Raw genomic sequence first — 13,026 nt, 5'->3', positions numbered from 1 at the left:
AGACAGCGAGATAGACTTCACCCTCTGTACATGACGTGACACTTCAAGCAGATAACGGCTGCGACCGGCCCATCCTACCTCAGAAATAAATGACGATAAATCTCATTCATCCCTTGTATTCAAACAGGCAACTCCCGGGCGACTTCGATCAGTTGGTTCCTGCGGAATCTCACAGCGCTACAATTCCACTCTCTGATAGGTCATACTGTCTACTACTCCCGTTCCACGTTGTTCTTCAAAAAACCTACACACATCATACCTTGCTCTTGCGCGATAGTCAACCTGACAACAGCGGAAAAAGAGCGCTGGAATGCAGGTTTAGGACGAATCATGCAAAAACCCGCAATCCTCAAGGGGATCACGGGTCCTAACGAAGGCTTTTAACTACGGATTAAGGAATGTACAATATCTGACCTTCTTCCACAACCTGTTCAGATAATCGGTTATACAACTGAAGTTCCCTCGTGCTCAATTGGTATCGATCTGCAATGGCATCAAGTGTATCTTCTCGCTGAACGATACACAGTTTCACCTTGCGGAATGGGGTCTGATCCACGATCGTCCCCAGGAACAGATTCTTCCACTCCACATCATCAGCTGGATACGTTTCTTCCTGTGACACACCAGCAGGGATCTCCTCGCCTCGCTCCACTTCGGCATCGCGCGTTGCTCTGCCAGAGGATAACAAGGAAGAGATACCTACACCCTCCTCTTGCCTTGGTGCGGATTGTTTCTTGCTCCCAAAAGCAACCTTCAGCTCCGGCTTGTCTTCCGTCTCACCTACAGGTTCAGGAACAAATGCTTCGTTCTGCACAAACTCGTCTACCCCATTCGCTTCAAAGGACGGCAGGTCTTCCTCCGCATTGTCTGGTGCGGACGAAGCAAATACACCCTGCCAGTTCTCAGCCTGTGATTCCACCGGAACATCGGCAACGGCGGGGTTCTCCTGCTGGGGTACAGATCTTGCTGATTCGAAGTGCCATACATCCGGTGCATCCGGTACACTCGGTGGTACCAACTCATCAGATGATTGTGCAGCCAGCTCAGAGGTTTCTTGATCTGAACTTCTCGGGTTCGCAGGCAATGCATCCACGGAAGGCTCGGACCACACAGAAGACTCTTCCTCGAGAGGCAGCAACGGATCTGATTCCGGATAAGAAGCTAGCCGGTCAGCGGTCTCAGCCATAAATGACGAGATGGGAGTAGGTTCACTGTATTGCTCATGGGATGCCAGTTCATCTCCATCTGCTGTCAGAGATGCGAGATCTTCGTTTGCATCAGGTTGTCTGGGATCGTTAGCATCCTCTGCACTCTGCTCTTCCGACTGAATTGACTCGGTCGAAGACGGAGGCACATATTCCTGCTGCCATTCTTCGCTATTTCTTAAGGTCTCTTCTCTTGTGGACAGATCAGCGAATTCCGGGGCACCATATGCGAGTTCTGCTGCATTCGCAAGTCTCTCTTCCTCACTCCGCTGGAGCAGATACTCTTGTGCAAATGCATTAGGATCGTTGCCTGACTGTTCTGCTTCATCGGAACGGTTGAGTTGCTGAGAGTCGGGTGAGTGAACAACAGTGAACTCATCTGCTGACCACACTTGTGGCTCCTCAACAGGAAAGCCCTCGATGCCTCGCAGCGACAACACGCCTGTAATGTTCAGACTTCGATTGGATAACAGATCCACGTCAAAATTTTCGATTTCGATGGAAATATCCTCAATCGATCTGACCCGGTTCAGAGGCACCGTGATCTCCACAGGAATGAAGTGTTTGAGCTCCTCTGAAGACTCGTTTTCTCCTCTGTACGCACCTGTAAGTAACAGATGCCCTCTTAACGTGGCATGATCATCCTGCCCTATGACTTGAATGCGCGGGTATAGTTCAATTTCCTCCAATTCCTCAATCGCAGGGACTCCCTCAGACAAATGAACGCGCTCATAAATATCGAACCGCAAACCATAAGGTTGATTCAACAAAGGTGGCGTCCTCCTTTCGGCATATGTTCACCATGATCCTTCTCATGGGACTGATCCATGGTCCAAATCCTTCGTTACCCCATCTATATGCCTTAAATGGGATGGGCATGCCACCTTTTGAAAAACCTTGCTATATAAAGCTAAATAGAGAATGTTGCACCTAGCCACTTCGATGACAGAATAACCTTCCGATCACTGTTATCCCCAGATTTTTTTGATTCCCTTCTTCAAAGGGAAAATCCGGGGATAGACTTATGCTTCCGAAGTAGCTTTCTTTCAGAAAGCTTTTAGGCGAACGCTCCGCTTCTTCACGTTATTTCTGTCCTCTCCGTTCTCGTTTAACTATTAAAGTTCGCTTTATATCATTTATTAATACACCTTTTCACGCTCCGCCAGTTGTGTGAAATCGGATGGCCAAGGGTCATTCACTTCAATCATCGCTCCGGTTAAAGGATGACTAAACTTCAGCATCTCTCCGTGAAGTGCTTGCCGTCCAATGGCATCCGCTCTACCTCCATACAACGCATCACCAATAAGCGGGTGTCCAGCATAACTCAGGTGTACACGAATTTGGTGTGTGCGACCTGTATCCAGCTTTAATCGAACAAGGGTTGCTCGTTCCCATACTTCGACGATCTCCACATGGGTAACGGCTTCCTGTCCACCTTCCGAGACACGTCGGCGCTGCTTGTGATGTCTGTCCTTGCCAATCGGAGCATCAATTTTGTGGAGTTCAGGGGATAATTGTCCACCTGCAATGGCTACATAATGGCGGCCAATCTCTTTGCGCCGCATCGCTTCATCCAGTTTGGCGAGAGCAAAAGCATTTTTGGCATATAAGACAGGTCCGGTTGTATCCTCATCCAGTCGATGAACATGGCGTACGCTCGCCTGAATTCCATTCATTTCATAATAGGAGGCAACCGCATGATCCAGCGTAATGGCCTGATCAGCACGGCTTCCATCCGGATGCAGTTTCATGCCTGCCGGTTTATGCACAACCAGACAGAAGTCATCCTCATACAATACATCCACCTCAGCCCAGCGTGGCTCGACATCAATCGGCTGGGACGCAAAAAGGGCCAGCCGAAGCCGGTCCCCTGCAAGTTGTATTCCTCGGTTTGCTTTCAGCTGACGAAGCATTTTCTCCGGAAACTGAAGCTCAGACAATAGCCACTGCTCCGCAGCCATCGGTTTGTCCGAACTGCCTGTTACGGCTTTCCCTGGCATCAGCTCAAGCCATTCCCCGCGGCGTTTCCAACTTTTGATGGTCATAGCGATTGAAGAGCCTTACGATTCGCCTCGATCGTATCATCAATATCCTGCTCCGTGTGAACACCAGAGACAAACATGCCTTCGTATTGCGAAGGTGCAACACTCACACCTTGATCAATCATGGCCGCAAAATAACGACGGAATTGATCCAGATTACTTTCTTTGGCAATATCATAGTTGGTTACCGGAACGGTACTGAAGAACGGACATACCATCGAACCAACACGGTTAATGGTTATTGCAACACCCGTCTCCGCTGCATTTTTTTCAAATCCGGCTTGCAGGCGTGCGGATAGTGTCTCCAGGCGGTCATAGACCTCCGGTGTCAACAGTTTCAGTGTGGTATATCCTGCTGCCATAGCCAGCGGATTCCCGCTCAATGTACCTGCCTGATAGATCGGCCCTGTAGGCGCAATCTGTTCCATCAGATCTCGACGACCACCATAAGCGCCAACCGGAAGTCCGCCACCAATTACTTTACCAAGACAAGTCAGGTCAGGTGTAACCCCAAAGCGTCCCTGGGCACAGTTCAACCCTACGCGGAAACCGGTCATGACTTCGTCAAAAATGAGCAAGCTGCCATACTGCGTCGTCAAACTGCGCAAGCCTTCAAGGAAACCGGAAGCCGGAGGTACAACGCCCATATTACCCGCCACAGGTTCCACAATCACAGCGGCCAGTTCTTCCCCATAACGTTCAAAAGCAAGCGTCACGGACTCCAGATCGTTATAAGGCACCGTAATTGTATTCACAGCTACCCCTTCAGGTACTCCCGGACTATCTGGCAGCCCCAGTGTTGCAACACCCGATCCAGCCTTAATCAGCAAGCTGTCCGCATGTCCATGATATGATCCTTCAAACTTCAGAATTTTACTGCGTCCGGTTACCCCGCGTGCCAGTCGAATGGCACTCATCGTTGCTTCCGTACCGGAGTTTACCATCCGAACGATATCGATGGAAGGTACACGCTCACATACCAGTTTCGCCATCTCGGTCTCCAGCAAAGTCGGTGCACCAAAGCTTGTTCCTTTCAAAGCTGTCTCACGCAAAGCTTCTACTACGGCAGGATGAGCATGTCCCATAATGAGTGGTCCCCACGATCCCACATAGTCAATAAAAACATTGCCATCAATATCGTAGATTTTGGACCCTTCTCCACGCTCTGCATAGATCGGGGTAAGCCCCACCGATTTGAATGCGCGTACAGGGCTGTTCACACCCCCAGGTATGTACTGCTTTGCTTCTTCAAATGCGCTACGTGATCGCTCATCATTGCGACGATTGCTTTGTTGTGCAGTCATGAATATCCTCCTTAATGTAATTTATTTTATTTCTCAGCCAGCCAGCGTGAAGCGTCTTTTCCGTAATAGGTAATAATCATATCTGCGCCTGCGCGTTTCATGCTGAGCAGGATTTCCATGGCGACTTTTTTCTCATCAATCCAGCCTTGCATCGCCGCTGCCTTCACCATGGCATACTCGCCACTTACATTATAGGCCACAAGCGGAAGATCAAATTGATCCTTAATCGTACGCATGACATCAAGATAGGACAGGGAAGGTTTAACCATTAGCATATCCGCTCCTTCGAGCACATCCGTCTCTGCTTCACGCAAGGCTTCACGCGCGTTCGCCGGGTCCATCTGATACGACTTGCGGTCTCCGAATTGTGGTGTGGAATCCGCAGCTTCACGGAATGGACCATAGAATGCCGACGCGTATTTTACAGAGTAGGACATGATCGGAATGTGACTGAAGCCATTCTCATCCAGCCCGGCACGGATTGCTTGTACAAATCCATCCATCATGTTGGATGGTGCAATAATGTCCGCTCCTGCTTTCGCTTGGGACACTGCCGTTTGCACGAGTAGATCCAGTGATTCGTCATTTAACACATCTCCGCAGATGTGGCCGTCAATCTCCACGGTGTGTACCATACCGCAGTGACCGTGATCCGTGAATTCACACAGACAAGTATCTGCAACAACCAGCAGCTCTGGGTACCACGATTTGATCAATCTCGTCGCTTCCTGCACAATGCCATCTTCAGCAAAACCAGATGAACCTACACTGTCCTTCGTCTCCGGAATACCGAATAATAGCACGGCTGGTATCCCCAACTCGGCTATTTCCGTTACTTCCTCTTGAAGACGGTCCAACGAGAAGCGGAACACGCCAGGCATGGATTTGATTTCGGATTTTACATTATGTCCATATGTCACATAGATCGGTTGAATAAAGTCATCCACGGTTAGATGGGTCTCTCTGACCATATTGCGGATACCTGTGGATTGGCGTAAACGGCGATGCCGTACAATTGGAAAACTCATATGTGTAAACCTCCTTGAAAATTAAATAGAGCAAAAAGGGAAGCGCGCTGGTATCCTATCGAATTCAGCACGCTTCATATGTTGACATGATTACATGTGTATTAATTTCGAAGTGCGCCTTCTTTGGTGCCTGTACGTTTCCAGTCGCAGAGCACTGTGATCAAGCTATCCATCGTTGCTTCCTCTGCCATCAGTGTAACCTTTAGTCCAGCGGCCTCTGCCGTCTTCGCTGTAACAGGTCCGATACACGCGACCTCCACATCTTTCAATAAAGGCAATGGATCTTGCAATCCCATACGTTTCAACATACTCATGAAGTTGGTAACCGTCGATGAACTTGTGAAGGTCACCGCATGAATGCCACCTTCTTCAAGCAACTTAAGCAATTCGTCATCATCCTCACCAGCGAGGATCGTATCGTAGATGATGGCTTCGGTGACATGAAGTCCTCGTTCTCTCAACTGGTCACGCAACCACGTACGTGCAAGATCACCGTGCGGAAGCAGCACTCTCTGACCTTCCTTCAGTTCACTTTCAAAAGTCTCAAGCATGCCTTCGGCCTGGAAAGGGCCTTTGACAACTTCAGCTACGATGCCATGTTTGCGCAACGCGTCTGCGGTGGAAGGCCCTACGGCTGCAATTCTCGCTTGATGAATCGAGCGTATGTCCTTGCCTTCCTGTTCCAGATGGCGGAAGAAAAACTCAACACCGTTCACACTTGTGAAAAATACCCAGTCAAAGGTATTTAAAGCACTGAAGGCGTCTTTGACACTTTGCTTGGCAGATTCACTGGACGGCATGACCGTCTCAATGACCGGAAATTCATACGGCTCCCCGCCGAGTTCCTCAATGCGATTCACCAGTTCACTCGCCTGACTGCGAGCACGGGTCACCAGAATTCGTTTGCCAAACAGCGGCAGCGCTTCTGCCCATTTCAACTGTTCCCGCTGATTGACGACATCCCCCACCACAATAACTGCAGGCGGTTGGAAATTGGCTGCGATCACTTTCGCTTCTATATCTTCAAGGGTACCTGTAATGGTATCCTGTTCCGCTCGTGTTCCCCAACGAATCAGAGCCACAGGTGTCTGCGCTGGACGACCATGACGAATCAATTGTTCGCTGATATATCCAATTTTGGCAACCCCCATCATAAATACAAGTGTGCCCGTAGCATTCGTCACTTTATCCCAATGGATACTGCGATCAAGCTTGTCCGGACTCTCATGCCCCGTAATAATAGAGATGGAAGATGCATAGTCACGGTGAGTGACAGGAATTCCGGCATACGCAGGTACACTTATTGCAGCGGTTACCCCAGGTACAATCTCAAACGGAATTCCGTTTTTGTGCAACAAATCCGCCTCTTCGCCTACACGTCCAAAGATGGTCGGGTCGCCACCCTTAAGTCGAACTACAACCTTACCTTCCAGAGCCAGATCAACCAACAGTTGATTGATCTCTTCCTGCTTCATCGTATGTCGATCCGGGCGTTTGCCCACGTAAATCTTGACCGCACCGGGTTTCATTTGTTTCAACAATCTCGGACTTGCCAAACGATCGTAGACTACAGCATCGGCTTTACCGATGGATTCCCACCCTTTTACCGTAATCAGCTTCGCATCCCCAGGACCTGCTCCTACCAAAAAGACCTTTCCCACCATGTCTTCATCCCCTAACTTCTGCCAGTATCTGCTCTGCTCCCCGTTCAATCAATCTCCAAGCCACTTCTTCACCCAGACGAACCGGGTCCTTGCCGATCAGAGCTTCCTTAAGAATCAGTCCACCATCCGGCGTGCCGACCATACCTGTTAATTGTAACGTGTTTTCACCATTCAGGGAATCTGCATCTTGCTGAGGTACCCATACCGCATGAGCACCGATCGGAACCTGGCAACCCCCATTCAATACACTGAGAAAACGGCGTTCCGCCTGTACAGGAAATGCTGTCTCTGGATCGTTATACAGCTGCAGCAAGTGCAACAGTTCCTCATCGTCTTCACGACATTCGATACCGAGCGCGCCTTGACCCACCGCCGGAAGGCAAGCTGTTTCCGTCAGGTACTCTGTGATCCGGTCTTCCCAGCCCATACGGTACAATCCTGCAGCTGCCAGAATAATCGCATCGAATCCTTCGGTCTCCAGCTTCCGCAGACGGGAATCAATATTGCCGCGAATCGATTCCAATTGCAAATCTGGACGATAGGCCTTCAATTGACTGGACCGGCGCAGACTGCTTGTTCCAACTCTAGCTCCTTCTGGCAGTTGGTCCAGAGTAAGTCCACCATTGGAGATCAGCGCATCCCGTGGATCTGCACGACGAGGTATAGCCCCATTCGTTAATCCTTCGGGTAACTCGGAAGGCATATCTTTCATACTATGAACAGCCATATCAATCGTACGATCAATCATCGCCTGTTCAATCTCTTTGACAAACAATCCTTTGCCTCCCACTTTTGACAACGTTACATCCAGAATGAGATCTCCTTTGGTAACAATCTTATGTACTTCAAAGTCAAAAGCTAATCCTTCGCGCTCACAAATATCGCGCAAATCCTGAATAACATGGCCTGTCTGGGTTAGCGCAAGCGCGCTCTGTCTACTTCCCACTTTAATTGTACGCATATCTACACTTCCTCCTGATTACGGGATATCCAGTCCCCGATTTCTTCTTCGGTCCACCAACGGAAATGGCCTGTACGAATATCTTCTAATATGTGCATTTCAGTTAACTGCCGGAGCAACGTGCTTCTGAGACTCGGAGAAGTTACACGTGACTTCACCTCAGTCCTCATCTGGTGCAAAAATTCAAGGTACGTCTCATACTCATCCCCAAATTGTCGTTCAAGTGTGGCACGAATCTCCGCTGCAGCTGCTGGACCCGCTCCAGCTGTCGAGATGGCAATGCTTAATCTCCCTCGCCTGACCACGCTTGGCGTGATAAAGCTGCTGTGCTCGGAAGACATCGCGTCATTCACCAGTATGCCCGCGGTCTCCGCATCCTGAACCACCGTTGAATTGACCTCTGAACGGTCAGTCGCTGCATATACGAGAAAGGCCCCCCGCAAATCTCCATTGCGGTAGGACCGGGCTATCCATTGAATTCGGGATTCATGATGCAGTTGTTGTAACACGGGAGTAAGCTCCGGACTAATGACCGTTATCTGTGCCTCGGCATGCAGCAATCCCTTTATTTTACGCTCGGCTACGCGTCCACCACCGACCACGCAGCAATTCTTGCCTGAAGTATTCACAAATATCGGCGTGTAGCGGTCCATACCCTTCACTCTCCCGTCCAACGATGAAACGCTGAATATGCATTGGATAAAAAACTCATAATGACAAATCCATATCCGATCAGTGTCCATCTTGCCATAATAATCGTAGAAAACTGTTTCCTTCTCTTGGATACGAAGTAACCGACATAGATGGCTATGGCAAGACCTGTCGATATGACTTTGAGATCCAAAAGCAGATTCCAGCGCGTTTCCGCCACAATGGATAATACGGCAAGCATCACAGAGACACCAAGGAGCGGTGTCCCGATCAAAGTAGCACCATCCATGTACTTCCCGATCACTTCCAGGCTGGGCAGCCGTCGCATCGTATCATTCCACTTTTTTTTCTTCAGCTTGTAATGCAAGAACAGATATAACAAGGCAAATACCGTACCAACGGTTAACGCTGCAAAACCAAGATTTGCCAAGGTGATATGCATAATAAGTAATCCATGAACGGTTTGCCAGTTGTGCAGTGATATCTCACCAGCCGTGAACCAGAGTCGGTTCAATACGGTAACGGAAAAACCAACAACATTCAGCAACAGAATGACAAATTCAGAACGCTGGATTCGTGTCATGGCGAGCGACATCAACACAATACTGAATGAAAATATAAACAAAAAGTCAAAGGTGGTGTAGATAGGGAAATGTCCTTCGGTCCACATCCGCAAAATAACATGCGTTACCTGTAGCCCCCAAACAACAACAAGAAACCCTGTGCCTGTCCGCTTCGCCCCCGCATTGCGTCGAATGCAGTCCGAGAAATAGAACAGTAGGCTCAGGGCATACATATAGATTAGAGCTTCATAGACTTGTTCAGCAAGGGTCAAGCTGCCCACCCGCCTTATACGCCTGCCGGAGCATAAGCCGGCACGGGGTCTTGCCGGTTTTCGTTAAGGTGAGCGGCTGGTTTGCCCAGAGCCGTGGCATCACTCTGATTTACTTTTTCAGCAGCCATGTCTACTGCATCTTCCAGAGCAAAAATCTGAGTAAACATACGCAGAGCTTCATCACCTTGCTTCGTACCTGCCATTTCTTTGATCCGGTTAATCGGATCTGTCGTCATTTGATTCACAATACTCTTGGTCAAACGACGAATGACTTTACGTTGGTGTTCATCGAGCTCAGGCAGTTTATTGAACAGGCTATCCATCGTTTCTTCATGAATGGAGACACCTTTTTCCTGCAAAGCGCGAATGACAGGACGAACGCCCAATGTTTTGAGCCAATGATAATAGTCCTCCATCTCAAGCTCAATCATTCTTTCAATCTTGGCAGCTTCAACCTTACGCATCTCCAAGTTACTCTCCACGATTCCTTCCAGATCATCAATATCATAGAGAAATACGTTGGATAATTCACCAATGGCCGGATCAATATCACGTGGAACCGCAATATCAATCAGGAACAGCGGGCGAGATTGCCGACGCTTCATGCTCTCCCGAACTACACCAGCATCCAAAACATAACGTTCGGCCCCAGTGGAACTAATCACAATGTCGACTTCATTCAGCCTTGCGATTGCCTGTTCCATCGTACAAGGGGTTCCCCGGAACTTGGCTGCCAGTTCCTCGGCTCTTGCGAGCGTACGATTCGCCACAATGACTTCCGATGCTCCGTTGGCATAGAGATGTTTCACGGTCAGTTCACTCATCTTGCCGGCACCCAGAATCAGTACCTTCTTGTCTGTGAACATGCCAAAGATCCTCTTACCGAGCTCAACAGCAGCATAACTGACAGATACGGCGCTCTCCCCGATGGAAGTCTCCGAATGTGCCCGTTTGCCCAGCGTAACGGCCTGTTTAAATAACTTATTAAACCAGGTTCCTGTTGATTTCTCTTCCTGAGCTTTCAGAAAAGCCTGTTTCACCTGTCCAAGAATCTGAGTCTCACCAATAACCATGGAGTCTAGTCCGCAGATGACACGGAACAAATGGCGCATGGCTTGGTCATCTTCATATATATATAAGTGTTGCGTAAATTCTTCCCGTGGTACATTGAACCATTGTTCCATGAATGTTCGAATAAAATAACCACACATGTGAAGACGGTCCACCACAACATACAACTCGGTACGGTTACATGTGGCTACGATTACACCTTCCAATACACTCTTGGTCAGCTTGAGCTGCTGCAGCGCTTCAGACAAATCCTTTTCTGCAAATGTGAATCGTTCCCTAACCTCTACAGGCGCCGTGCGATAATTCAAACCAACGACAACGATGTGCATTGCAAGTTCACCTGCCTAATAAATTTCCAATCAAAGTGCTTACTGCATATGTCTATCCATTTATGATTGACATGGTTAATTATATCACACATCATAGCCGTGACCGGGTCATTTTTATGAAATGTTTATGAAATCACCATGTTCATCATCATATGCACTGTCATTTATTGTAGTGTCTCACCAAAGTTCACCGTTATGCGTTAAAATGTGCTGATCATGAATATTCATAACGATCCGGATATTAAAACAAATAGCCATGGAATTATTCCATGACTATTAGGATTAGGGAGGTTATGCGTCCATCCCGATATGTGAACATTGTTCATGTGATGTGCTTCTTTTTTACACCAGTTCGATCTTGTTGTTCATCTCTGGTGTTTCAACTTGCAATTCGCCCAATCCACGTACCAACTTCTTGGCATACGTTTTTTCAGGTTTTAATACGGATACCAGGTAGTCAATAGCGAGCTGCGGGTCTACGGTCTCCCCACAAGTGTAACAATCAATTGCTGCAAAACCTCTCTCAGGATACGTATGAATGGAGAGATGGCTCTCAGACAATAGTACGAGTACTGTCGCCCCCTGTGGATCAAACTGCTTGGACTGTACGGACATCACTGTCGCACCACATGCCTCCGCTGCTTCAACCATTTGGGCTTGCAAATACTCCGCATTGTTCAGTAGATCAAAGTCAACACCCCAAGTGTCAACAGCAACGTGTCTTCCGAAAGTTGAATATTCCATCCTTCGGTTCCCCCTTCCTAGGAATAAAATGTTTGAAAAATTTCATCCGCTAGGACCTACGTCATTCACTTCCCGAGGGAAAAACCTCTCGCAACATATAATGTCCTGAGTGAATCCTGGTTCCTATATTCTTTTCAACGAGATTAAAAATAACATTGAATCAGAGTGAAAGCAACCCTTTTCCAGAAGATTGTAAAATAAATAATTTCATTATGGAATATTCTATCTTGCATCAAAAAATCCCCTGCAACCTCCGCATTGGCAATTGCCACTGCACGGAAGAAACAAGGGAATTCATAACATTCATATACGTGTATAAACATACACTTTCAGGTCAATAAGCTTCAAGCTCAAACAACCGTTTTTGATAACGTGCAAGGGTCCCATCAATCTGATGGAGCTGATCAGCAGTCGCATCTTTTCTAGTATCCAGCAGGGAATCAATCTCGGCATACACACGTTTGATTTCGCGTTCTACATCCCGGGCCTGGAACAGATGTTGCAATTCAAGCAACGTATTTTTGTATTCATAGATCACTCGGGTGTTCTCCCCGGTCTTCTCCACAATTTTACGGACAGTGCCTTGAGCATAAACATACGTCATGGTGAACCCTTCATAGATCCGATGAACGACCCCGTCACCCTTAAAAGTCATAAAGAGCTTCCGGACAACGTTGGTCAGATGCAGATTCACCAGGCGGCAAGATAACTCACAGATATAAAACCCTTCTATGCGGTCAAAAGGGAAATGAACTTCTTCTCCACTCACATCCCCCAACACAACTTCCTGACAGCCATTATCCAACACCTTAACCCGATGATGAAGCCTGCCGTCTTCTGTCATGCGCAAAAACTGATGCATTTGGGGTTCTGACAATTTCATAGTGGCCTTCACATACTCTGTGGCTAACCGCTGAGCCATACAAATCTCCTCAATTCTTTCCCGATTGTTTTGCCTTCCTGCACATGTAGCAGTCATCTCAAAATTCTTCAGGCCGGCGACGCCGGTATTTTGGTACTGTTGGCAACATGCGCCTATGCTCATTATACACTACCATAACGCTATTTTGCTCCGGGCCCACATGATGAATTCTCACGAAATCCCATAAAAACCGGACTAATCCTTGATCTCATCAAAGATTCACTTAGCATGCTCACTTTCCCGCACTAAAACGGTATACTATCTCGGTCA

11 protein-coding genes and 1 other annotated feature (1 of these 12 running past the window's edge) are annotated in these 13,026 nt (G+C 48.1%); all 11 genes read right to left on the bottom strand.

The genetic code is table 11. The features are described from left to right. Positions 1 to 235 (bottom strand) — a binding site (T-box leader) (it extends 47 nt beyond the left edge of the window). A gap of 156 nt (positions 236 to 391) precedes the next feature. Then, positions 392 to 1,975, bottom strand: coding sequence for a LysM peptidoglycan-binding domain-containing protein (locus tag FS628_RS22790; protein WP_145325264.1), 1,584 nt, complete (start codon positions 1,973 to 1,975; stop codon positions 392 to 394). 369 nt (positions 1,976 to 2,344) lie between these two features. After that, complete coding sequence (locus tag FS628_RS22785) at positions 2,345 to 3,250, bottom strand: RluA family pseudouridine synthase (protein ID WP_145325263.1); 906 nt, start codon at positions 3,248 to 3,250, stop codon at positions 2,345 to 2,347. Next, a complete protein-coding gene (hemL, locus tag FS628_RS22780; protein ID WP_145325262.1) occupies positions 3,247 to 4,551 on the bottom strand; it encodes a glutamate-1-semialdehyde 2,1-aminomutase in 1,305 nt (434 codons plus the stop codon). The genes FS628_RS22785 and hemL overlap by 4 nt, the downstream gene beginning before the upstream one ends. Positions 4,552 to 4,577: 26 nt before the next feature. After that, positions 4,578 to 5,579, bottom strand: coding sequence for a porphobilinogen synthase (gene hemB / locus FS628_RS22775; RefSeq protein ID WP_145325261.1), 1,002 nt, complete (start codon positions 5,577 to 5,579; stop codon positions 4,578 to 4,580). 101 nt (positions 5,580 to 5,680) lie between these two features. Next, positions 5,681 to 7,243: a uroporphyrinogen-III C-methyltransferase gene (gene cobA, locus FS628_RS22770; RefSeq protein ID WP_145325260.1), complete on the bottom strand. Its 1,563-nt coding sequence runs from the start codon at positions 7,241 to 7,243 to the stop codon at positions 5,681 to 5,683. Positions 7,244 to 7,247: 4 nt separating this feature from the next. After that, complete coding sequence (gene hemC / locus FS628_RS22765) at positions 7,248 to 8,204, bottom strand: hydroxymethylbilane synthase (RefSeq protein ID WP_076216941.1); 957 nt, start codon at positions 8,202 to 8,204, stop codon at positions 7,248 to 7,250. A 2-nt stretch (positions 8,205 to 8,206) separates the two neighbouring features. Beyond that, positions 8,207 to 8,857: a precorrin-2 dehydrogenase/sirohydrochlorin ferrochelatase family protein gene (locus FS628_RS22760; RefSeq protein WP_145325259.1), complete on the bottom strand. Its 651-nt coding sequence runs from the start codon at positions 8,855 to 8,857 to the stop codon at positions 8,207 to 8,209. Positions 8,858 to 8,862: 5 nt separating this feature from the next. Further along, a complete protein-coding gene (gene ccsA, locus FS628_RS22755) occupies positions 8,863 to 9,690 on the bottom strand; it encodes a cytochrome c biogenesis protein CcsA (protein ID WP_440131304.1) in 828 nt (275 codons plus the stop codon). 14 nt (positions 9,691 to 9,704) lie between these two features. Continuing rightward, positions 9,705 to 11,090 carry a glutamyl-tRNA reductase gene (gene hemA / locus FS628_RS22750; RefSeq protein ID WP_145325258.1) on the bottom strand — a complete coding sequence of 462 codons (1,386 nt, stop codon included), beginning with the start codon at positions 11,088 to 11,090 and terminating at the stop codon, positions 9,705 to 9,707. A gap of 342 nt (positions 11,091 to 11,432) precedes the next feature. Next, the gene (gene speD / locus FS628_RS22745; RefSeq protein WP_145325257.1) at positions 11,433 to 11,834 is read right to left on the bottom strand and encodes an adenosylmethionine decarboxylase; all 402 of its coding nucleotides are present in this window, start codon (positions 11,832 to 11,834) and stop codon (positions 11,433 to 11,435) included. 334 nt (positions 11,835 to 12,168) lie between these two features. Next, positions 12,169 to 12,756, bottom strand: coding sequence for a non-ribosomal peptide synthetase module (locus FS628_RS22740; protein WP_145325256.1), 588 nt, complete (start codon positions 12,754 to 12,756; stop codon positions 12,169 to 12,171). Positions 12,757 to 13,026: the final 270 nt, after the last annotated feature.

Source organism: Paenibacillus xylanexedens (assembly GCF_007676705.1).
Lineage (GTDB): Bacteria > Bacillota > Bacilli > Paenibacillales > Paenibacillaceae > Paenibacillus > Paenibacillus xylanexedens_C.
This window is presented reverse-complemented; position numbering and strand designations above follow the sequence as displayed.

What these genes read in the sequence shown, in the direction of transcription:
- FS628_RS22785 (WP_145325263.1), bottom strand. Translation starts at nt 3,250, where the DNA reads ATGACCATCAAAAGTTGGAAACGCCGCGGGGAATGGCTTGAGCTGATG.
- hemL (WP_145325262.1), bottom strand. Translation starts at nt 4,551, where the DNA reads ATGACTGCACAACAAAGCAATCGTCGCAATGATGAGCGATCACGTAGC.
- hemB (WP_145325261.1), bottom strand. Translation starts at nt 5,579, where the DNA reads ATGAGTTTTCCAATTGTACGGCATCGCCGTTTACGCCAATCCACAGGT.
- cobA (WP_145325260.1), bottom strand. Translation starts at nt 7,243, where the DNA reads ATGGTGGGAAAGGTCTTTTTGGTAGGAGCAGGTCCTGGGGATGCGAAG.
- hemC (WP_076216941.1), bottom strand. Translation starts at nt 8,204, where the DNA reads ATGCGTACAATTAAAGTGGGAAGTAGACAGAGCGCGCTTGCGCTAACC.
- FS628_RS22760 (WP_145325259.1), bottom strand. Translation starts at nt 8,857, where the DNA reads ATGGACCGCTACACGCCGATATTTGTGAATACTTCAGGCAAGAATTGC.
- hemA (WP_145325258.1), bottom strand. Translation starts at nt 11,090, where the DNA reads ATGCACATCGTTGTCGTTGGTTTGAATTATCGCACGGCGCCTGTAGAG.
- speD (WP_145325257.1), bottom strand. Translation starts at nt 11,834, where the DNA reads ATGGAATATTCAACTTTCGGAAGACACGTTGCTGTTGACACTTGGGGT.
- FS628_RS22740 (WP_145325256.1), bottom strand. Translation starts at nt 12,756, where the DNA reads ATGGCTCAGCGGTTAGCCACAGAGTATGTGAAGGCCACTATGAAATTG.